Here is a 20155-nt window from a genome sequence, read left to right as displayed (position 1 = left end):
CTCCGGTTTCTCTCCCGTCATTGCGAGCGCAGCGAAGCAATCCAGAATCTATAGGGTGCAACAGTCTGGATTGCTTCGTCGCTACGCTCCTCGCAATAACGGCAGTTGTGGTGTCAAGCCAGGTGCAAGGCGGTCACGATCAGGTCGATCGCCTTGATGCCGATGAAGGGGATGATGATGCCGCCCAAGCCGTAGATCATCAGGTTGCGTCCGAGCAGCGCGCCGGCACCGATGGCGCGGTAGGCCACGCCCTTCAAGGCCAGCGGGATCAGCGCGATGATGATCAGCGCGTTGAAGATGATCGCCGACAGGATCGCGCTCTGCGGGCTCGACAGGTTCATGACGTTGAGCACGTTGAGCTGCGGGTAGAATGTCAGGAACATCGCGGGGATGATCGCGAAGTACTTGGCGACGTCGTTGGCGATCGAGAACGTCGTCAGCGCGCCGCGCGTCATCAAGAGCTGCTTGCCGATCTCCACCACCTCGATCAGCTTGGTGGGGTTGGAGTCGAGATCGACCATGTTGCCGGCCTCGCGCGCGGCTTGCGTGCCGGTGTTCATGGCGACGCCGACATCGGCCTGCGCCAGCGCCGGCGCATCGTTGGTGCCGTCGCCGCACATCGCCACCAGCTTGCCCTTGGCCTGCTCGTCGCGGATCAGCCGCAGCTTGTCCTCGGGCGTGGCCTGCGCCAGGAAGTCGTCGACGCCGGCTTCTGCGGCGATCGCAGCCGCGGTCATCGGATTGTCGCCGGTGATCATGATGGTGCGGATGCCCATGCGGCGCAGCTCGGCAAAACGCTCGCGGATGCCGCCCTTGACGATGTCCTTGAGCTGGACGACGCCGAGCAGCCGGCCATCTTTCGCCACCGCGAGCGGCGTGCCGCCGGTCTTGGCGATCTCGTCGGAGATGGCGCGGACCTCCCGCACCATCTCGCTCTCGGCCGGCTGGATCGCACGGACCGTGTTGCCGGAGGCGACCTGGGTCGCGCCGCCGCCGACATGGGCCAGGATGGCATCGACCGCCCCCTTGCGCACGGACGAGCCGCCGGCATCGACCCCGCTCATGCGGGTCTGCGCCGTGAACGGCACGAAGGTGGCGCCGAGCTCGGCCATGTCGCGGCCGCGGATGCCGTATTTCTCCTTGGCCAGCACCACGATGGAACGGCCTTCCGGCGTCTCGTCGGCGAGCGAAGCAAGCTGCGCCGCGTCCGCGAGCTCCTGCTCGCTCACGCCCCTGACGGGACGGAATGCCGTCGCCTGACGATTGCCGAGCGTGATGGTGCCGGTCTTGTCGAGCAGCAGGGTATCGACGTCGCCAGCGGCTTCGACCGCGCGGCCGGACATCGCCAGCACGTTGAAGCGCACCAGGCGGTCCATGCCGGCGATGCCGATCGCCGACAACAGCGCGCCGATCGTGGTCGGGATCAAGGTCACGAACAACGCCACCAGCACCACCACCGAGATCGAGCCGCCAGCATAGGCCGCGTAGCTCGGAATGGTCACGGTCGCGAACACGAAGATGATGGTGAGGCCCGCGAGCAGGATGTTGAGCGCGATCTCGTTCGGCGTCTTCTGCCGCTCGGCGCCTTCGACCAGCTTGATCATGCGGTCGATGAAGGTCGAGCCTTGCGCGGCCGTGATCTTGACGCGGATCCAGTCGGACAGCACCTGCGTGCCGCCGGTCACCGCCGAGCGGTCGCCGCCTGATTCGCGGATGACCGGCGCGGACTCGCCGGTGATGGCGGCTTCGTTCACGGAGGCAACACCTTCGATCACCTCGCCATCCGAGGGAATCGTGTCACCGGCCTCGACCAGCACGATGTCGCCGACCTTCAGGCCCGTGCCCGGCACCAGCCTGAAGCTGCGGTCTGCGGGACTCGAGCCCGTCAGCAGCTTGGCCTGGCTCTCGGTGCGGGTCCTGCGCAGCGATTCCGCCTGCGCCTTGCCGCGGCCTTCGGCGACCGCTTCGGCGAAGTTGGCGAACAGCACGGTGAACCACAGCCAGAGAATGATCTGGAAGGTGAAGCCGAGGTTCGCTCCGCCGGTCACGACGTCGCGCAGGAAGATTACCGTGGTGAGCGCGGCGACGACTTCGACCACGAACATCACGGGGTTCTTGACCATCAGCCGCGGATCGAGCTTGACGACGGCAGCCTTGATGGCCGGCAGCACGATCTTCGGGTCGAGCATCGTCGACATCGACGAGCGCTTCTGCAGTTTCATGGTATCCATGGAGATTGCTCCGAGATCAGAACACGGTGCCGGCGGTCATCGCGAGATGCTCGACGATCGGACCGAGGGCAAGTGCGGGGAAGAAGGTGAGGCCGCCGATGATCAGGATGACGCCGACGACGAGACCGACGAACAGGCCGCCGGTGGTCGGGAACGTGCCGGCCGATGGCGGGATCGACTTCTTCTCGGCGAGCGAACCGGCGATCGCCATCGCGGGGATGATCATGAAGAAGCGGCCGACGAACATCGAAGAGGCGAGCGTCAGGTTGTAGAAGAAGGTGTTGCCGGTGAGGCCTGCGAAAGCCGAGCCGTTGTTGCCGGTCGCGGAGGTGTAGGCATAGAGCACCTCGGTGAAGCCGTGCGGGCCGGCATTGGCCATCGAGGCCACCGCCTGTGGCAGCACCACCGCAACCGCGGTCCAGCCGAGATACATCAGGGGCAGCACCAGGATCGCCAGCATCGCCATCTTGACCTCGCGGGCCTCGATCTTCTTGCCGACATATTCCGGCGTGCGGCCGACCATCAGGCCGGCGACGAAGATCGCAAGCACGACGAACAGCAGCATGCCGTAGAGGCCGGCGCCGACGCCGCCGACGATGATCTCGCCGAGCTGCATGTTGATCAGCGGGATCATGCCGCCGAGCGCGGTGAAGCTGTCATGCATGGCGTTGACCGCGCCGCAGGAGGCCGCCGTGGTGATCACGGCGAACAGCGAGGATGCGACGATGCCGAAGCGGACCTCCTTGCCCTCCATGTTGCCGCCGGTCAGGCCCAGCGCGTTCAACGTCGCCGTGCCGTTGGCTTCGGCCCAGTAGGTGACGAACACGCCAGCGATGAACAGCACGCCCATCACGGAGAGGATCGCCCAGCCCTGGCGCTGGTTGCCGACCATGCGGCCGAACACGTTGGTGAGGGCTGCGCCGAGCGCGAAGATCGAGATCATCTGGATGAAGTTCGACAGCGCAGTCGGGTTCTCGAACGGGTGCGCGGCGTTGGCGTTGAAGAAGCCGCCGCCATTGGTGCCGAGCATCTTGATCGCGACTTGCGAGGCGACCGGACCGACCGCGATGGTCTGCTTGGCGCCTTCCAGCGTGGTGGCCTCGACATAGGGCCCGAGCGTCTGCGGGATGCCCTGCCACACCAGGAACAGCGTGTAGACGATGCAGACCGGCAGCAGCACATAGAGCGTGCAGCGCGTCACATCCACCCAGAAATTGCCGACCGTGCGCACTGATGCCCGTGAGAAGCCGCGGATCAGCGCAATCGCGAGCACGATGCCGGTCGCCGCCGACAGGAAGTTCTGGTGCGTCAGGCCGAGCATCTGCACGAGATAGGAGACCGTGCTCTCGCCGCCGTAGTTCTGCCAGTTGGTGTTGGTCAGGAAGCTGATCGCGGTGTTGAACGACAGATCCTCGGCCACCCCGGACTGTCCCGCGGGATTGAACGGCAGGATGGCCTGCAGTCGCATCACGCCGTAAGTGATCAGGAAGCCGCCGACGTGGAACAGCAGCATCGCGACCGTGTAGGTCAACCAATGCTGCTCGCGACGCTCGTCGACGCCGCCGATCCAGTAGATCGCGGATTCCACCGGCCGCAGCGCCGGCGAGAGAAAGGTTCGCTCGCCATTGAAGACGCGCGTCATGTACCAGCCGAGCGGCTTGGCGAGCGCGACGATGACGGCGCAGAAGAGAAGGATCTGGATCCAGCCGATGACGGTCATGAGATGTGCCTTTGAAGGTGCGACGGCGGCCGGTCAGAACCGCTCGGGCCGCAGCAGCGCATAGGTGAGATAGATCAGAAGGCCGAGCGACACGGCGCTGGCGAGCGAATAGTCGAAGATCATGGCCCGTCCTCCTAGAGTCGCTCGCAGGCGTAGGTGTAGCCGATCGCCAAAGCGAAAAAGCCGGCGGCGAGCGCCAGCATCAGGATGTCCAGCATGGTGTGCTCCTCTTGCGCGCAGAGACGCGCTAAGCGTAGATCAGCCGGGAGCGCGCGACTTGTGATGGATCAAGCATCCGATCGCCGCGCCCCGCGGTCCGTTCCATCGCCACAGATGGCATCCGGAACCATAGGTTTTCGAGACAGTGCCGCCGGCAAAGTTATAGGAATCTCATAAAGACCGCGGCATTCCCCGGCGCAAATCGCCTGGTCGCCGCGGCCATCGCATATGAAGTGGCCGCAGTGCCAGGGCGCGCCTATGCGCCGCTTATTTCTCTCAACCCCCGTCCCTCTCGCATTCCTACGGCCGCGTCGGCCACATTGCAGGTCAGGCCCCATCGGGCCATGACACAATGACGACAGGAGGCCAGCATGTCGGCCTTGACGACACGACAGGATTTCCCCGAGCCGGCGCACATCGATCAGGCCACCGCGACGATGCTGGCGGCTCTTCTTGGCGACGACGACGGCGCCTCGCCGATGTCGGCGCGAGGGCAACGCCGCTTGCGGATCGGGCAATTGCTACAGGTCGATGCGCGGATCGATGCGGCACTCGAACTGATCGCCCTGCAATTGCCACGGTGGCAGTTGCGCCGGATCGCCTATGATGACGGCGAATGGCATTGCGCACTATCGCGGACTCGCGAAATGCCGGACTGGCTCGACGACTGCGCCGAAGCCCGGCACCCGGATCTCGCGCTCGCCGTTCTCCATGCGGCTGTCGAGGCCCGACGTCTCGACCAGCGCCCCGCGGGCTCCGCGGCCATGCGCCCCGCACGATCGGAAACCACCCTGCTCTGTTGCGACAATTTCTTCTGAGCGTGCCAAGACCCCGCCAAGACACTGCAATGAACCTCTCTGTTGACAAGTCCGCGGCGCTGCCGCCGGCCAGGGTGTTGTTTCGCTTTGCGCTGCGAACCGCGATCCTCACCCTGTTCGCGACATTCGGCAGCATCGGCTTCGGACGCAGTCTCGCCGCGCTGCTGTGGATGACGATCATTCTCTGCGCCGTGCTCGGCACGATGCGCCGTGAGCGCGTGTTCACCGCCGACCTCAATCATTGGGACGAGATGGTGGGCTACGTCGCGCTCTACTGCGCCGTCATGGCGCTGAACCAGCTGTCCGGAGCCTGATCGCCTTTACGACGGCTTTATGAGATCACGCACTCCGCCGCCTCGATTTCCTATCCGCACCGCGCGATATCCCAACGACCGCGATGTCCGCTCGCAAGAGATACCCGCGCCAACCAGAAGGACCACGTCCATGAAGCTCGTCGAACCTCCGTCGATTCACAAGTCTGCCGCCGCCCTCGTCCTCATCGGCCGGAACAGTCGCGGCCAATGGGTCGCGCAGGAACAGAACGGCCTCTATGGCGGTCTGTTCGTCAGCCGTGCCGAGGCCATGAAATACGCGCTGTTCGAGAACGGCCATCATCCGGAGACGATCGTCGAGATTTCCCGCGCCATCGAGCTCGACGCTGAAGGACGGCTCGCGCCGGTCGGCATGCTCTTCGGCGCCGGCAAGCGGCCTGTGGCATGAGCGTGCAGGTCATCGGCGCGCGCAAGCCCGTCCGGTGCACTCCACCCGCCGAACGCTTCATCCAGATCAAGACTGCGATCTAGGCCATGACAACAATGGCAAGTCCGGCGAGTTGGCTTGCGGGATACATACCCGACCTCCCCACTCCCTTCGATGAACTCGGTCGCATCGACCGCAACGCGTTCGCGAAGCTGTGCGAGCGGCAGATCGCGGCGGGCGTTTCGGCGCTCGTCGTCTGCGAGACCGCCGGCGAGGCTTCCACCCTGTCGCCAGAAGAGCAGGAATCGCTGATTCGGATGGCCGTCGAAACCGCGCGCGGCCGCGTGCGCGTGATAGCCGGCGCAGGCTCGAACTCGACCGATGGCGCAATCGAATTGACGCGCCGTGCCGAAGCAGCCGGCTGCGACGCAATCTTGTCGGTCGTGCCCTACTACAACAAGCCGATGCAGAACGGGATCAGCGCGCATTTTCGGGCAATAGCCGACTCGACGGGGCTGCCGATCATCCTGCACGATATACCTTCGCGTACGGTTCGCGAACTCGCCAATGACACGCTCGCGCGTCTTGCGGAGTCCGAACAGTTCATCGGGTTGCGGGACGGGACCGGCGATGCCGCCCGCCCGATGCGCTTGAGCGCGCTGGTCCCGCCAGGGTTCCGGATGCTGTGCGGAGACGATGCTGTTGCATTTGCCTATATCGCCGGCGGCGGTGACGGCTGCATCTCGACCATCTGCAACGTAGCTCCGGACCTGTGCAGCGCCGTCTTCTCAAGCCTCAGGCAGGGGCGATTGCAGTCCGCTCGTTGTCTGCAACGGAGGCTCGTCGCGCTGGACGCCAGCCTCTCCGGAGGCAGTCCGGCTGCGCTGAAATATGCGTTGAGCCTGCTTGGCCTGCTCGATCCCACGACCCGGCTGCCGCTGGTCGAACTGGAAGAGCCGGCGAGACGCGCAGTCGCCAGGGCGGTCGCCACGATCGCCGAAGAAGATTTGGCCGACCCGACCCTGGTGTGATCGCTCGCCCCCGGCCGCCCAGGATCGCATGATGGATCAGGACCTGGTCGAACTGCACGCGAGGATGCTGCGGGCTTGGCAGCTCGCGATCCTGCGCTTTGCCATAACGTTGGACCATACTGACAGGCTGGGCGCGCTCGCAATCGCCAGCGAAATGGACAGGCTCGGTCAAAAGGAGCACAAGGAGGAATTCGCCTTCGGCTTCTTTCGCCGGACGAGCGCCGAGCTGTGCGCGTCCGTCCTGCAGCGGGACGAGACTGCTGACGAGATCCTGATGCAGCACATCGCGCGCATTGATGATGCACGGATGAAGCGCGCGTTCGCCGCGGCGGTCGCCATCGAGCAGCCGCAGTCTCCAGCGGTCAGACGACGGTCCAAACCTGAGATCGATCTGTGGAAAGGACTACGTCCGCGCGGCGGCGTTCACGGTTGAGGGTCAGGCCCTGTTGGGCGAGCTGGACGCACGATCGGCGAGCTGTTTCGCTCGCCACTTGGGGCCTGGCCCTCGCATATAATGGTCTTCCGGACGGTATGGCGTGGCCGGACCCGGCAACAGGAAGGCGATCACCAGACAAGTCGCATCGCGGAAAAGAATAGCGATTCTACGAACTGCTCGCGAAACCAATGTCATGAGCTCGCTCTCTCGACGCCGAAACTGCTTCAGATCACTCTCCGGCAGTTCCACACGATTGCGCGACCCCGCATAGGAAATCCAGTTCAAAAAGCTGCGGCACGCATAAGCGCGGCATAGTCGCGCCGCGCCCGGCCCGCCGGCTCCTATGCGTTTCTTATGGAGCGCCGGATCGAGCCATCTCGCATTCCTATGGCCTTATCAGCACATCATGGACGTCAGATTTGCGAGGGGGCCGCCATGGCCACAATCACTTCCAAGGTCGGTGACCGGACGATGTCCCACCAGCTGCAGAGCCTACTCTCCACTCTTCATGATGCGCTGAACGGCTTCGCCAGCAATCGGCTGCGGCATGCCGCTGCGACAGCGGAGCACTTGCCGTTCCGACAAGGCGTCCCTTCGGGCCTTTCAGCCGAGCAGGTTGGCGCGGCCGGCGTCAGGCTCGCCCCGCCGGATCCCGAGGTCCTCAGCGAGAGCATTCCTGCCTTCTTCATCGGCCGCAACCGAGCCGGGCTTTGGGTCGCTCGTGAAGCGAAAGGCCGCGCCGGCGGGCTGTTCCTGCTCAAGAGCTCGGCGCTCGCCTTCGCGCGTGCGCCGAGCAGCGGCAGTTGCGCATTGATCTTCCCGACCGAGCGCTTCGAGCTCGATCTGCCGAACGCGGGCAATCCGCTCGCGACGCAGCTTCGCCGGCTGGTGCGGCTTCTGCCTGGGCTCTAGGTCGACGGCATCAAGAGGCGACACACAGCATCGTCGGCGTGTTCGGATCGACCGACAGGACGAGGATTCCGAAATGACGATACTTGCGCATGATCTCCATTCGCCGGTTCGCACGCCGGAAAATCCGGCTCGCGCTCGTGCCGAAACGGAGAAGACACACCTGCCCGCAACACACCTGCCCGCAATCAGGCGCTTCTTGCTGAGTGCGTTGACCATCCTGCTTGCAGGCGGAGGACTCGCCGCTGCTATTGCCCTCAAGACCGCGGTCTACCTCTCCCGCCAGCAGCTTGGAGCAGGCTAATCTCGGCCCGGCTGTAGCGGACACCGGCGATCCGTCGGTCGACATGGCTGGATCTGGATCGGCGACGCGAGGATTAGACTCATGCGTTGAAGATTGGGCGCTCCAATGATCGAAGCGAAGATCGCGCTGATGGTGATACTGATCGCCTTGCTGCTCTTGTCCGTCTACATCACGGCGCTTCCGGGCTGACCAGAATCGATGTGCCCGGCCGGGGTCCGGGCGCATCGCTCGTTCAGAAATCCCACTTGTTTCCCTTGATCGGTGACATCCGCGGCCGAGCCGGATCTGGCGCGATCGACGGCGCTCCGACGTAGCCGCCCCGCAACATCAGCTCTCTGCGCAGTCGCCGGATTTTCGCCGCGGCGATCGCGGCGTGGATCGTTCTGAGGGCGGTGCGAACCCTGCGAAGAGTGCGCGGAAGAAGTGCCACTCCCCTGCCGAAGCCTCGCGCGGGGTCGCGGTGAATAGAGATCAACGTCATGGCCCGTCTCCTGTCGCCGGCGCAAGTCGGCGCACCGGCAGACAGAAACGATGGACGCGATTGGGGTAGGAATTCGAGACGGCTTGCCGCCGTCTCTCATAGGAAAACAATAGGCATTGCCCGCAGCAGTCCGGCGCGGCTATTCCGCCGCTGCCGTGCGCAGTTCGGCGCGCTCGACGCGAACGGCGCAGAACTTGAACTCCGGGATCTTGCCGAACGGATCGAGCGCCGGATTGGTCAGCAGATTGGCCGCGGCTTCCGCATAGCAGAACGGCATGAACACCATGTTCTCCGGCACGTCGCGGTCGGAGCGCACCTTGACCTCCACGGCACCCCGGCGCGTCTCCAGCCGGATGACGTCACCCGGCAGCACCTGCTTGCGCCGCATGTCCTTGGGCGACATGAAGGCGACCGCCTCGGGCTCGATCTGGTCGAGCACGTTGGAGCGGCGGGTCATCGAGCCGGTGTGCCAGTGCTCCAGCACCCGGCCCGTCGACAGCACCATCGGATAGTCGTCGTCCGGCACTTCATCCGGCGGGATGATATGCGCGGGCACGATCTTGCCGCGCCCGCTCTCAGTCGGGAAGCCCGTTGTGAAGATGATCTCGTTGCCGGGCTGGCTCGGATCATCGACCGGATAGGTCACGGCGCCTTCGCGCTCGAGGCGCTCCCAGGTGATGTTCTTCAGGGACGGCATCAGCTCGGTCATCTCGGCGAACACGTCCGCCGGCCCCGCATAGGTCCACGGCAGGCCCATGCGCTTGCCGATCTCCTGGATGATCCAGAGATCCTGCCGCGCCTCGCCGGGCGGCTTGATCACCTGGCGCGCGAGCTGCACGCGGCGGTCGGTGTTGGTGAAGGTCCCGACCTTCTCGGCAAAGGCCGAAGCCGGCAGGATGACGTCGGCATGGAACGCCGTCTCCGTCACGAACAGGTCCTGCACCACGAGGTGATCGAGCATGGCGAGCGCCTGGCGCGCATGCTGCAGGTCGGGATCCGACATCGCCGGATTCTCGCCCTCGATATACATGCCGTTGATCTCGCCGGCATGGATCGCATTCATGATCTCGACCACGGTGAGGCCACGAACCGGATCGAGCTGCTGCTGCCAGAGCCGCTCGAAATTGCCGCGCAGATCGACCCGGCCGACCGGCTGATAGTCCGGCAGGAACATCGGAATCAGGCCGGCGTCGGACGCACCCTGCACGTTGTTCTGGCCGCGCAGCGGATGCAGCCCGGTGCCGGGACGGCCGATCTGGCCGGTGATCAGCGCCAGCGCGATCAGGCAGCGCGCATTGTCGGTGCCGTGGACGTGCTGGCTGATGCCCATGCCCCAGAAGATGATCGAGGACTTGGCGCGCGCATACATGCGAGCGACATCGCGCAGGGTCTCAGCCGGAATGCCGCAGATCGGCGCCATCTTTTCCGGCGTGAACTCGGCAATCTTCTGCTTCAGGTCGTCGAAGCCCTCGGTATAGCCGGCGATGTATTGCTCATCGGTGAGCCCCTCGGTGATGATCGTGTTGATCATCGCGTTGAGCATCGCAACGTCGCTGCCCGGCTTGAAGGCGAGATGCTTGTCGGCGTGACGCGACAGCGTCTGCCGCCGCGGATCCATCACGACCAGCTTGGCGCCGTTCTTGGCGGCGTTCTTGATGTAGGTCGCCGCCACGGGATGGTTCACGGTCGGATTGGCGCCGATCACGATGATGACTTCGGCATCGAGCGCGGCTGCAAACGGCGCCGACACCGCCCCCGAGTTCAGCCCCTCCATCAGCGCGGCGACGGAGGAGGCATGGCACAGCCGCGTGCAGTGATCGACATTGTTGGAGCCGAAGCCGGTACGCACCAGCTTCTGGAACAGATAGGCCTCCTCATTCGACCCCTTGGCCGAACCGAAGCCGGCGAGCGCCTTGACGCCCTTCTCGTCGCGGATCCGCACAAGTCCGAGCGCGGCGATGTCGAGCGCCTCATCCCAGGAGGCCTCGCGGAAATGCGTGAACGGATTGGCCGGATCGACCTGGTCGTTGGCATCCTTCTTCGCATTCGGCAGCCGCACCAGCGGCTTGGTGAGGCGATGCGGATGGTGGATGTAGTCGAAGCCGAAACGGCCCTTGACGCAGAGCCGGTTGTGGTTGGCGGGACCGTCGCGGCCCTCGGCATAGATCACCTTCTCGTCCTTGACCTCATAGGTGACCTGGCAGCCGACGCCGCAGAACGGGCACAGCGAGTCGACCTTCCGGTCGGCATAGGTGACGCGCGTCTGCTGCTCATCGAGCATCACGGCCGGCATCAGCGCGCCGGTCGGGCAGGCCTGCACGCATTCGCCGCAGGCGACGCAGGTCGACTCGCCCATCGGATCGTCGAAGTCGAACACGATCTTTGAATCGTGATTTCGATAAGCCATGCCGATCACGTCGTTGACCTGCACCTCGCGACAGGCGCGCACGCACAGCCCGCACTGGATGCAGGCGTCGAGATTGACGCGCATCGCCGGATGGCTGGCATCCGTCGTCCAGCGCTCGGCGGCGGGAAAGCGGCTCTCGGTGACGCCGGTTCTCTCGGCCCAGTGCCAGAACTTCGAGTCCGGATCGTGCGAGGTCTCACGCGCCGGCTGGTCGGCAACCAGGAGTTCCATCACCATCTTTTGCGCGGCCACGGCGCGGGCGCTCTCGGTCTTCACCTTCATGCCGACGCTCGGCGTGCGCTTGCAGGACGCAGCCAGCACGCGTTCGCCCTCGATCTCGACCATGCAGGCGCGGCAATTGCCGTCCGGCCGATAGTCGGGCGCCGGTGAGTAGCAGAGGTGCGGGATCTCCCTGCCCTGACGCTGCGCCACCTGCCAGATGGTCTCGCCGGGCTTGGCTTCGACGTTCACGCCATCGAGCTCGAACTTGATCGTCGTCATTCGGCTGCGTCCTTGAACTCGTCGGGGAAGTATTTGATCACGGAGGCCAGCGGGTTCGAGGCGGCCTGGCCGAGCCCGCAGATCGAGGCGTCACGCATCGCCTGGCTCAATTCGCCGAGCAATTCGCGGTTCCAGACCGGCGCTTGCATCAGCAGCGCGGCCTTCTGCGTGCCGACCCGACACGGGGTGCACTGGCCGCAGCTTTCGTCCTCGAAGAACTTCATCAGGTTCAGCGCCGCGGCCCGCACACTGTCCTGTTGCGACAGGATGATCACCGCAGCCGAGCCGATGAAGCAGCCGTATTTCTCGAGCGTGCCGAAATCGAGCGGGATGTCGTCCATCGATGCCGGCAGGATGCCGCCCGAGGCGCCACCGGGCAGATAGGCATGGAAGGTGTGGCCGTCGGCCATGCCGCCGCAGAACTCGTCGATCAGCTCGCGCACCGTGATGCCGGCCGGCGCCAGCTTGACGCCGGGATCCTTCACCCGTCCCGACACCGAATAGCTGCGCAGCCCGGTGCGGCCATGGCGGCCATGGCTGGTCCACCACGCCGGGCCCTTCTCGACGAGGTCGCGCACCCACCACAAGGTTTCGACATTGTTGATCAGGGTCGGCAGGCCGAACAGCCCAACCTGGAACGGATAAGGCGGCTTGTGCCGCGGCAGGCCGCGCTTGCCCTCGATGCTCTCGAGCAGCGAGGATTCCTCGCCGCAAATGTAGGCGCCGGCGCCGCGCCGCAAATGCAGTACCGGGCCGCCGGGCGGCAACTTGGCGATCTCGCGGGCCAGGATCTCGCGCGCCGCCGGATATTCGTCGCGGATGTAGATATAGACCTCGCCGGCTTCCACGATGTGGGCGGCGATCAACGTTCCCTCGAGGAAGCGATGCGGATCGCCGTTGAGATAGAACCGGTCCTTGAAGGTTCCCGGCTCGCCCTCATCGCCATTGACGGCCATCAGCCTGGGTCCGGGTTCTCCGAGCACGGCGCGCCATTTGCGTCCCGTGGGGAAGCCGGCACCGCCGAGCCCGCGCAGGCTGGAATCGTCCAGCGCCTTCAGGATGTCCTCGCGCGACGTGCGTCCTGCGCGCAGATCGGTGAGGAGCTTGTAGCCGCCCTCCTTCACATAGGCGTCATAGTCGACATAGGCGGGGATGTGCGGATGGGTGTCGCCCTGCGCCAGGCTGTCGAGGACCGCTGCGGCGGTGGCGTCGCGGACGAAGTGGTGGCCGACCTCGGCCACCGGCGCTGCATCGCACAAACCGACGCAGGGCGCGCGGACGACGCGCACCTCCGGACCCGCCTGACTCGATAGGTCCTGCTGGAGCCGTTCGGCCCCCATCATCGCGCATGTCAGCGAATCGCAGACCCGGATCGTGGCCGGCGGCAGGTGGGGCTCGCCCTCCTTGACCACGTCGAAATGGGCATAGAATGTCGCGGTCTCGAACACCTCCGCGAATGAGAGCTTCATTTCGTCGGCGAGCGCCGCAAGATGGGCCGCGGAGATCTGATGATAGGTGTCCTGGATCAGGTGCAGGTGCTCGATGAGGAGGTCGCGCCGCCGGGGCGCTTCTCCGAGCAGTTCCGCAATCTCGTGCGCTGCGGTGGGGTCGACCTGACGTCCTTTTGGCGTGGCCTTGGCGCGGCGACGCCCCTCGCCCGGATGGTCGAAAGCACGAACCTGATGCACGTCGTCAGCCATGAGCACTTCATCCCTACGGTTAGACCGAATCTAACCGTTGGCATGCCAGAGGCAAGCCGGAATCGATGCATCGACCATCAATACGTCGGCAGGATTAGCCGCGACTGATCCCGCCGCCCCGCAACCGCTTCACGTTTTGCTCATACAATCTTCAATGTAGAACCAGCGATCGTCGCCGGCGAGACCCTTGGCCTTGACCTCCTGGCGACAGGCCTTGAGCTTCGGCTTGTTGGCGCTCCACCGCGCCTTCATGTCCTTGAGCTTCTGCAGCGACAGTGTCGCACTCGAGGGCTTGGTGGCACTGGACGTCGCAGATCCGGCCGTCTGGCCGACCGCGGCAGGCAACTGGCCGGCGACCAGCAGCAACGCAACACCGATCGATATCCGAGAAATACGGGTCCGAGAAATACGGGTCAGAGACATGACGATCCTCAAAAATTCGAAATGAAAAGAAACGAAAACATAACCAGAAAAGATTGCGGGACGCGCAAAGCGACGCGTCCCGCGATTTGATAGCACGGAGATCAGAAGATCTTGACCGCGCTTTCCAGCGTCTTCCAGACGCCCCACGCCAGCGGCACGCCGACGAAGGCCCAGAACAAAGCCGACCTCACGTCGAATCCGCCCTTGCCGATGCCGAACGACCCGTGCTGGATCGCCGACTCGTTCTTGGCGAGCTCTGCCTGGTAGCGCGCGACTTCGTCCGTGCTCATGTTCCACTTGTGATCGACAGGCTTGATCAGGAAGTTGCAGACCAAGCCGGCCAGGAGCATGGCGCAGAGGATATACATCGTGGAGTTATAGAGCTGGTCGCGCGGCACGCCCGCGGCGAGCTGGAACTCGCGGATGTAGTTGACGACCACGGGGCCGATGATGCCGGCCGTCGCCCAAGCCGTCAGCAGCCGGCCGTGAATGGCGCCCACGAACTGGGTTCCAAAAAGGTCGGCCAGATAGGCCGGCACGGTGGCGAAGCCGCCGCCATACATCGAGAGGATGATGGCGAAGGCGCCCACGAAGAACAGCTTCGATCCCATTGCTGCGAAGGTCGGCGCCAGTGCATACAGCACGATGCCGATCAGGAAGAAGCAGTAATAGGTGTTCTTGCGGCCGATGTGATCCGACAGCGAGGCCCAGAAGAAGCGGCCACCGATGTTGAACAGCGACAGCAGGCCGGCGAAGCCTGCCGCGATGCCCGCAATGGCCGCCTTCTGAGTGGCGTCGAGCTGGTTGAAGCTGACGTCAGGCAGCCCGATCAGCTTGCCGGCGAAGATCTCCTGCAGCATCGGCGAAGCCATGCCGATCACGCCAATGCCTGCCGACACGTTCAAGCAGAGCACCCACCAGACCAGCCAGAACTGCGGGGTCTTGTGCGCGTTGTCCAGATGCACATGGTGCTCCGAGATCATCGCCTTCTTGACCGCCGGCGGCGTCCAACCCTCAGGCTGCCAACCGACCGGGGCCACGCGATAGGCGAAGGCACCGATCATCATGAAGGCGAAATAGATCACCCCCATCGTGACAAAGGTCTGCCAGACTCCGACCGAGGTCGGCGTCTTGAAGTAGTTCATCAGGAGGTTGGCCAGCGGAGCACCGATCATCGCACCGCCGCCGAACCCCATGATCGCCATGCCGGTCGCCATGCCGCGGCGGTCGGGGAACCATTTCACCAGGGTCGAGACCGGCGAGATGTAGCCGAGCCCGAGGCCGATGCCGCCGATGACGCCGGCGCCGAGCCACATCATCCAGAGCTGATGCACATAGATGCCCAAGGCCGCGAACAGCAGGCCACCGCCCCAGCAGCACGCCGCGACGGCACCCGCCTTGCGCGGTCCGGCCCGCTCGAGCCAGCCGCCCCAGATCGCCGCCGAGCCGCCGAGCAGCACGAAGAACAGGGTGTACATCCAGCCCAGGCTCGCGACCTTCCAGTCGCAGCTGGTCGTGAACAGCTCCTGCACCAGCGTCATGTCCGGGCAGGCCTGGGTCTGGGTCACACCGATCGCGCGTGACAACGGTAGCCAGAACACCGAGAAGCCATAGGCCATGCCAATGCACAGATGAATGCACAGCGCGGCGGGCGGAACCAACCAGCGATTGAACCCCGCCTTCGCGACCGTGTGCTCACGATCGAAGATCCCGGCTTGCACATCCGGGAGCGCTCCAGCGCTCTCAATAGTAGCCATTCATTCCTCCCCTACGGACGCCCGTCCCACGCAACCACGTCATGTTCTGTCCCCTTGATCAGAATCAATACGCTCACCCACCGTGCCCACCATCGACGTACCAGACTCTTTCTGCGATGCACAAAGGTCCAAGACTGTTGCACTGCGCATAGCACCCCTACCGAGGTCCATGCTGCGCGCGCTCATTGTGCCCCGTCCTGCCTGGCCCGATCCCCAGCGGGCATGACCCATCTCCCGCAACCTCCGCGGAAGCGCCCCAATTGGTGCAGAACCGAGGCAAATTGTCGATAGTAAAATGGTAATAGTTAGTCAAACTTGGTGGATTGACTGCAATGCAGCGAACATGTGTTGCTAACAGGCACACAAATTCACGTGCAACTGACGCAACCGCCACTCCCGGCTGTGGTCATATCGCACGCGAGTACTTGCAGATGCTCGCGACAGCCTCCAAATCGATCAACTAATCACCAATGGGATCGATCAATCGGACAAAGCCGAGAGCTTGCGATGCAGGCGGCAGCTCTCGAAAAAGTGAAGCCAAAGGACAACCTGTCCTTGCCTCGCAACATCAGCGCAGCCTGGACTGAGAACGCGGCATTGTTGTGAGCGGGCTCGGGCACGGATGCGACGATAGGAAGCAGCGCGCGGTCTTGACACCGGATACGCCGAGAACGGCCTGCGTCAACTACTTAGTTGATGAGGAGGATGACTGACCGACCCGCAGGCGATCAGCCCGGCAGCGCCGTCGTCTTCTCGATCAGGAACAGGATGCTGCTCTCGTTGCGGTCAAGGATCTCGATCCGGTCTCCGGTCTCCCGAATCAGGTTCGGAATGTCGATCACCGCCAGCGGATCGGTGCAGCGGACCTCGATACGCTCTCCCGCCTTGAGCGCCTTCAATGCCTTGCGGGTCTTGAGCGCCGGCAGCGGGCACTTCAGCCCGGTGAGGTCCAATCTGGTCGTGGTCATCGGGCGACCATGGCGAAGCGGCCGGAGCGCGTCAACCGCATCAGATCAGTTCGGCATAGGCGAGGAATCCGACGCTCTGCCCGGGCTCGACCCGGATCGTGTCCTCGTCGAGCTCGACGAGCCCGTCGGTCTCGATCAAGGACGACAGCAGGCCGGCACCTTCGCGCGGGAACTTGAGGGCTTCCAGGGTTCCGTCGGCGGCCTTGCGCAGCGTCACGCGGACATATTCCCGGCGTCCCGCCTTCTTTTTGTAAGTGAAGCCCGCACGGACCGGGATTGGCAGCAGCCGCTCCGGCAGAGCGCCGGCAAGCGCGAGCACGGTCGGACGCACCACGTGCACGAAGGTCACGAAGCTCGCAACCGGGTTCCCGGGCAGTCCGATAAACGGGGTGCCCGCGATGATCCCCATTGCAACCGGCCGCCCCGGCTTGATCGCCATCCGCCACAGCACCAGCGAGCCGACGCTTTCCACCGCCGCCTTGACATGGTCCTCCTCGCCGGTCGAAACGCCGCCTGTGGTGAGCAGAAGATCGTGCCGGCCGGCGACCTCCTGCAACGCAGCCGCGAGCGGCGCACGCTCGTCGCTGAAGATGCCGAGATCCGATACCTCGCAGCCGAGTCGTTTCAGCATCGCCAGGAGCATGAAGCGGTTGGAGTCATAGAGCTGCGCCGGCGCCCGCGCGGTGCCTGGCGACGCCAGTTCATCGCCAGTGGAGAAGACGGCGACGCGAATGCGGCGGCGGACCTCGACCCCGGCAAGACCGAAAGCGGCGACTGTCGCGACATGCTGCGGCCTCAGGCGCTGCCCCGCCTTGAGTGCGACGACGCCGGCTGCGACGTCCTCGCCGGCCGGGCGGACATTGGCGCCGGGCTTGAGCCCCGCCGGCAGGGCGACGCGGCCATCGGCTTCGAGGCGGACATCCTCCTGCATGAACACGGTGTCGGCGTCGGGCGGCATCGGCGCGCCGGTGAAGATGCGGATTGCGTGCGCGGGCGGGATCGGCTGCGGCGCCGCGCGGCCGGCGGGCACACGGCCCGTCACGGCAAAGATCGCCTCCCCCTGGGCCGGCAGATCGCGGGCGCGCACGGCGTAGCCGTCGACCGCGGAGTTGGTGAAGGGGGGCAACGGCAGCGGCGCCACGATGTCGGTCGCGAGGACGCGACCATCGGCGGCATGAAGCGGAACGCGCTCGGTTTCCGTGACCGCCCGCACCTTGGCGGTGACGATGCCGACGGCGTCATCGACCGACATCAACGGGCCACCGAAGGCAAAGCAGTCATCGGAAAGTTGCGCCATAGGTCCTCATCTGGGTCCTCATCCGCGTCCGGCCGGCGCCAGCACATCGGCAACCGGCATGGCAGATTGCAGGATCAGCGCCGCGATCGCGGGGACATCGTCGAGATGGACCCGCGGCAAGGCGGTTTCAACATCGACATCGCTCGCAATTCCGACAATGCCGGGATCATCGGGGAACAACAGCGGCTTGCCGTTGGCGGCGCGATGCACCTCGATCTTGCGATGCGGACCGGCCTTGTATCCTTCCACGACGACGAGATCGACCGCAGACATCCTGGCGAGCAGATCGGCGAGCGTGGGCTCAGGCGCGCCACGCAATTCCCGCATCAGGGCCCAGCGCGTGCCCGACGCAACGAGGACCTCCTCGGCCCCCGCCTCGCGATGCCGCCACGAATCCTTGCCCGGCACGTCGACGTCGAACTTGTGATGGGCGTGCTTGATCACGGAGACGCGCAGGCCCCCGGCGATCAGATGCGGGATCAGGCGCGTCAACAGCGTGGTCTTGCCGGCGCCGCTCCAGCCGGCGAGGCCGATGACGTTCATCGCAGTCTCCGAAATCGGAACCGCACGCGCGCCGTGATGCGGGAGCGGCGACGAGCACTTCCGAACATGCGCTCCGCCGCCGGCCGGCGAGTCGCGTGCCGGACCGGATGGGGCGACCGGTTGTCGTTCCAGCGAGCTTTATATCGGCGGACTTCGAATGTCATGCTAACCTTCGCCCATGACGAATTCCGCCAGCTCGCGCGCAACACCTCCGGCTCCCGTCATCCTGCCGAACCCCGACGATCCGCGCCTGACGGAGCGTGTGACGGGCATCGACCAGACCGGCGCGCGGGTCGAGATCAAGGTCCCCGTCGAACGTCCCTTGACGCTGTATCTCAACGCGCAGGAGATCGTCACGATGATGACGATCGGCGACTATCCCGAGTATCTGGCGCTCGGCTACCTGCTCAACCAGAACATGCTGAAATACGACGACGTCGTGACCGAGGTGGAGCATGACGACGATCTCCAGGTCGTGGTGGTGCGCACCGAGCACCACACCAATTTCGAAGCGAAGTTGAAGAAGCGGACGCAGACCTCGGGCTGCGCCCAGGGAACGGCCTTCGGCGACCTGATGGAGGCGATCGAGAGCATCGTGCTGCCGCAGGCGGAGCTCAGAACCTCCTGGCTGTACCAGATGACGCAGACGATCAACACCATGCCCTCGCTCTATCTCGAGGCCGGCGCCATCCATGGTTGCGCGCTGTGCGAACAGGGCACGCCGGTCTGCTACACCGAGGACGTCGGCCGCCATAACGCGGTCGACAAGATCGCCGGCTGGCTCTATCGCCACGGCGTCGATCCCGCCGACAAGATCATGTACACGACGGGACGGCTGACATCGGAGATGGTGATCAAGACGGTGCGGATGGGCATTCCGATCCTGGTGTCGCGCTCCGGGTTCACGGCCTGGGGCGTCGATCTGGCGCGCCAGGTCGGGCTGACCCTGGTCGGCCGCGCCCGCGGCAAGCGCTTCATCGCGCTCTCCGGCGAGAAGCGCATCGTCTACGACCAGGACCTCGCCTATGTCGAAGAGGAATCGGCGCGGCACCGCCGCAAGGGTGAGGGAGGCGACGATTGAAGCGATGACCACCGACTCGATTCCGGGCGTGCTGCTGGCGGGCGGTCTCGCGCGGCGGATGGGCGGCGGCGACAAGCCGATGCGCATGATCGGCGGCCGCACCATTCTGGCGCGCGTGATCGCGCGGCTGACGCCGCAATGCAGCCGGCTGATTCTCAACGCCAATGGCGATCCCGCGCGATTCGCGGCCTTCGGCCTGCCGATCGTGGCCGACGGCGTTGCCAATTTTCCCGGGCCGCTCGCCGGCATTCTCGCCGGGCTCGACTGGGTCGCCGCCAACATGCCATCGGCGCAATGGATGCTCAGCGCGGCCGGCGACTGCCCGTTCCTGCCGCGCGATCTCGTGGCGCGCCTCGCCGAGGCCTGCGCCACCGAGAGGTCTGCGCTCGCGGTGGCGGCCTCCGATGGCCAGTCGCATCCGGTGATCGGCCTGTGGCAGGTCGCCCTGCGCGACGAGTTGCGCCATGCGCTGGTGGTCGAGGATATCAGGAAGATCGACCGCTTCACCGCGCGCTACCGTCTCGCCACCGTGACCTGGCCCACGGCGCCGCTCGATCCGTTCTTCAACGCCAACACGGCCGACGACCTGGCCGAGGCGGAACGGCTCGCCGCGCTCGATGACTGAGGACG

20 protein-coding genes are annotated in these 20155 nt (G+C 65.0%); 8 read left to right on the top strand and 12 right to left on the bottom strand.

All coding sequences use genetic code 11. The annotated features are described in order from the left end of the window. Positions 1 to 113: 113 nt before the first annotated feature. From kdpB to LQG66_RS31960, 3 genes are read right to left on the bottom strand one after another with little or no spacing between them, the layout of a single operon-like run. Positions 114 to 2231: a potassium-transporting ATPase subunit KdpB gene (kdpB, locus tag LQG66_RS31970; protein ID WP_231319788.1), complete on the bottom strand. Its 2118-nt coding sequence runs from the start codon at positions 2229 to 2231 to the stop codon at positions 114 to 116. Positions 2232 to 2247: 16 nt separating this feature from the next. Next, a complete protein-coding gene (gene kdpA / locus LQG66_RS31965; RefSeq protein WP_231319787.1) occupies positions 2248 to 3951 on the bottom strand; it encodes a potassium-transporting ATPase subunit KdpA in 1704 nt (567 codons plus the stop codon). 33 nt (positions 3952 to 3984) lie between these two features. Then, on the bottom strand, positions 3985 to 4074 hold the full coding sequence (locus LQG66_RS31960; protein WP_231319786.1) for a K(+)-transporting ATPase subunit F: 90 nt from the start codon (positions 4072 to 4074) through the stop codon (positions 3985 to 3987). Between the two features lie 467 nt (positions 4075 to 4541). On the opposite strand from LQG66_RS31960, the gene LQG66_RS31955 reads away from it, so the two are divergent. From LQG66_RS31955 to LQG66_RS31930, 6 genes are all read left to right on the top strand, one after another. Further along, the gene (locus LQG66_RS31955; protein WP_231319785.1) at positions 4542 to 4988 is read left to right on the top strand and encodes a hypothetical protein; all 447 of its coding nucleotides are present in this window, start codon (positions 4542 to 4544) and stop codon (positions 4986 to 4988) included. 29 nt (positions 4989 to 5017) lie between these two features. Then, on the top strand, positions 5018 to 5302 hold the full coding sequence (locus LQG66_RS31950) for a hypothetical protein (RefSeq protein WP_231319784.1): 285 nt from the start codon (positions 5018 to 5020) through the stop codon (positions 5300 to 5302). Between the two features lie 130 nt (positions 5303 to 5432). Beyond that, the gene (locus LQG66_RS31945) at positions 5433 to 5708 is read left to right on the top strand and encodes a hypothetical protein (RefSeq protein WP_231319783.1); all 276 of its coding nucleotides are present in this window, start codon (positions 5433 to 5435) and stop codon (positions 5706 to 5708) included. A gap of 86 nt (positions 5709 to 5794) precedes the next feature. Continuing rightward, positions 5795 to 6718: a 4-hydroxy-tetrahydrodipicolinate synthase gene (gene dapA, locus LQG66_RS31940; RefSeq protein ID WP_231319782.1), complete on the top strand. Its 924-nt coding sequence runs from the start codon at positions 5795 to 5797 to the stop codon at positions 6716 to 6718. 31 nt (positions 6719 to 6749) lie between these two features. Beyond that, positions 6750 to 7151, top strand: a complete 402-nt coding sequence (locus LQG66_RS31935) for a hypothetical protein (protein WP_231319781.1) — start codon at positions 6750 to 6752, stop codon at positions 7149 to 7151. 438 nt (positions 7152 to 7589) lie between these two features. Then, a complete protein-coding gene (locus tag LQG66_RS31930; RefSeq protein ID WP_231319780.1) occupies positions 7590 to 8066 on the top strand; it encodes a hypothetical protein in 477 nt (158 codons plus the stop codon). 10 nt (positions 8067 to 8076) lie between these two features. On the opposite strand, the gene LQG66_RS31925 is transcribed toward LQG66_RS31930, so the two are convergent. The 9 genes from LQG66_RS31925 to mobB form a co-directional block, all read right to left on the bottom strand. Continuing rightward, positions 8077 to 8412, bottom strand: a complete 336-nt coding sequence (locus LQG66_RS31925; protein ID WP_231319779.1) for a hypothetical protein — start codon at positions 8410 to 8412, stop codon at positions 8077 to 8079. Positions 8413 to 8599: 187 nt separating this feature from the next. Continuing rightward, positions 8600 to 8848 (bottom strand): hypothetical protein, encoded by a 249-nt coding sequence (locus LQG66_RS31920; RefSeq protein WP_231319778.1) that lies wholly within the window; start codon positions 8846 to 8848, stop codon positions 8600 to 8602. A gap of 139 nt (positions 8849 to 8987) precedes the next feature. Beyond that, positions 8988 to 11756 carry a formate dehydrogenase subunit alpha gene (gene fdhF, locus LQG66_RS31915; RefSeq protein WP_231319777.1) on the bottom strand — a complete coding sequence of 923 codons (2769 nt, stop codon included), beginning with the start codon at positions 11754 to 11756 and terminating at the stop codon, positions 8988 to 8990. Next, a complete protein-coding gene (locus LQG66_RS31910) occupies positions 11753 to 13456 on the bottom strand; it encodes an NADH-ubiquinone oxidoreductase-F iron-sulfur binding region domain-containing protein (RefSeq protein WP_231319776.1) in 1704 nt (567 codons plus the stop codon). Before LQG66_RS31910 ends, fdhF begins: the two co-directional genes overlap by 4 nt. Positions 13457 to 13585: 129 nt before the next feature. Next, positions 13586 to 13879: a hypothetical protein gene (locus LQG66_RS31905; protein ID WP_231319775.1), complete on the bottom strand. Its 294-nt coding sequence runs from the start codon at positions 13877 to 13879 to the stop codon at positions 13586 to 13588. 101 nt (positions 13880 to 13980) lie between these two features. After that, positions 13981 to 15636 carry an OFA family MFS transporter gene (locus tag LQG66_RS31900; RefSeq protein WP_231319774.1) on the bottom strand — a complete coding sequence of 552 codons (1656 nt, stop codon included), beginning with the start codon at positions 15634 to 15636 and terminating at the stop codon, positions 13981 to 13983. Between the two features lie 728 nt (positions 15637 to 16364). Continuing rightward, positions 16365 to 16604, bottom strand: a complete 240-nt coding sequence (locus LQG66_RS31895) for a sulfurtransferase TusA family protein (protein ID WP_231319773.1) — start codon at positions 16602 to 16604, stop codon at positions 16365 to 16367. Positions 16605 to 16644: 40 nt separating this feature from the next. Next, positions 16645 to 17901 (bottom strand): molybdopterin molybdotransferase MoeA, encoded by a 1257-nt coding sequence (locus LQG66_RS31890; protein ID WP_231319772.1) that lies wholly within the window; start codon positions 17899 to 17901, stop codon positions 16645 to 16647. An 18-nt stretch (positions 17902 to 17919) separates the two neighbouring features. Then, complete coding sequence (gene mobB, locus LQG66_RS31885; protein ID WP_231319771.1) at positions 17920 to 18444, bottom strand: molybdopterin-guanine dinucleotide biosynthesis protein B; 525 nt, start codon at positions 18442 to 18444, stop codon at positions 17920 to 17922. 178 nt (positions 18445 to 18622) lie between these two features. On the opposite strand from mobB, the gene LQG66_RS31880 reads away from it, so the two are divergent. Together LQG66_RS31880 and mobA are read left to right on the top strand one after the other, a co-directional pair. After that, positions 18623 to 19525 carry a formate dehydrogenase accessory sulfurtransferase FdhD gene (locus tag LQG66_RS31880; protein ID WP_231319770.1) on the top strand — a complete coding sequence of 301 codons (903 nt, stop codon included), beginning with the start codon at positions 18623 to 18625 and terminating at the stop codon, positions 19523 to 19525. A 4-nt stretch (positions 19526 to 19529) separates the two neighbouring features. Next, complete coding sequence (mobA, locus tag LQG66_RS31875; RefSeq protein WP_231319769.1) at positions 19530 to 20150, top strand: molybdenum cofactor guanylyltransferase MobA; 621 nt, start codon at positions 19530 to 19532, stop codon at positions 20148 to 20150. Positions 20151 to 20155: the final 5 nt, after the last annotated feature.

This window comes from Bradyrhizobium ontarionense (genome assembly GCF_021088345.1).
GTDB classification, from domain to species: domain Bacteria; phylum Pseudomonadota; class Alphaproteobacteria; order Rhizobiales; family Xanthobacteraceae; genus Bradyrhizobium; species Bradyrhizobium ontarionense.
The sequence above is the reverse complement of the archived record's forward strand: the minus strand, read 5'-3'. Positions and strand labels throughout refer to the sequence as shown.

Coding starts and splice junctions, on each gene's coding strand:
- dapA (WP_231319782.1), top strand. CDS start 5,795: ATGACAACAATGGCAAGTCCGGCGAGTTGGCTTGCGGGATACATACCC.
- kdpB (WP_231319788.1), bottom strand. CDS start 2,231: ATGGATACCATGAAACTGCAGAAGCGCTCGTCGATGTCGACGATGCTC.
- LQG66_RS31920 (WP_231319778.1), bottom strand. CDS start 8,848: ATGACGTTGATCTCTATTCACCGCGACCCCGCGCGAGGCTTCGGCAGG.
- LQG66_RS31900 (WP_231319774.1), bottom strand. CDS start 15,636: ATGGCTACTATTGAGAGCGCTGGAGCGCTCCCGGATGTGCAAGCCGGG.
- mobA (WP_231319769.1), top strand. CDS start 19,530: ATGACCACCGACTCGATTCCGGGCGTGCTGCTGGCGGGCGGTCTCGCG.
- fdhF (WP_231319777.1), bottom strand. CDS start 11,756: ATGACGACGATCAAGTTCGAGCTCGATGGCGTGAACGTCGAAGCCAAG.
- LQG66_RS31880 (WP_231319770.1), top strand. CDS start 18,623: ATGACGAATTCCGCCAGCTCGCGCGCAACACCTCCGGCTCCCGTCATC.
- kdpA (WP_231319787.1), bottom strand. CDS start 3,951: ATGACCGTCATCGGCTGGATCCAGATCCTTCTCTTCTGCGCCGTCATC.
- LQG66_RS31950 (WP_231319784.1), top strand. CDS start 5,018: ATGAACCTCTCTGTTGACAAGTCCGCGGCGCTGCCGCCGGCCAGGGTG.
- LQG66_RS31905 (WP_231319775.1), bottom strand. CDS start 13,879: ATGTCTCTGACCCGTATTTCTCGGACCCGTATTTCTCGGATATCGATC.
- LQG66_RS31895 (WP_231319773.1), bottom strand. CDS start 16,604: ATGACCACGACCAGATTGGACCTCACCGGGCTGAAGTGCCCGCTGCCG.
- LQG66_RS31925 (WP_231319779.1), bottom strand. CDS start 8,412: ATGTCGACCGACGGATCGCCGGTGTCCGCTACAGCCGGGCCGAGATTA.
- LQG66_RS31945 (WP_231319783.1), top strand. CDS start 5,433: ATGAAGCTCGTCGAACCTCCGTCGATTCACAAGTCTGCCGCCGCCCTC.
- LQG66_RS31890 (WP_231319772.1), bottom strand. CDS start 17,901: ATGGCGCAACTTTCCGATGACTGCTTTGCCTTCGGTGGCCCGTTGATG.
- LQG66_RS31935 (WP_231319781.1), top strand. CDS start 6,750: ATGGATCAGGACCTGGTCGAACTGCACGCGAGGATGCTGCGGGCTTGG.
- LQG66_RS31960 (WP_231319786.1), bottom strand. CDS start 4,074: ATGATCTTCGACTATTCGCTCGCCAGCGCCGTGTCGCTCGGCCTTCTG.
- LQG66_RS31910 (WP_231319776.1), bottom strand. CDS start 13,456: ATGGCTGACGACGTGCATCAGGTTCGTGCTTTCGACCATCCGGGCGAG.
- LQG66_RS31955 (WP_231319785.1), top strand. CDS start 4,542: ATGTCGGCCTTGACGACACGACAGGATTTCCCCGAGCCGGCGCACATC.
- LQG66_RS31930 (WP_231319780.1), top strand. CDS start 7,590: ATGGCCACAATCACTTCCAAGGTCGGTGACCGGACGATGTCCCACCAG.
- mobB (WP_231319771.1), bottom strand. CDS start 18,444: ATGAACGTCATCGGCCTCGCCGGCTGGAGCGGCGCCGGCAAGACCACG.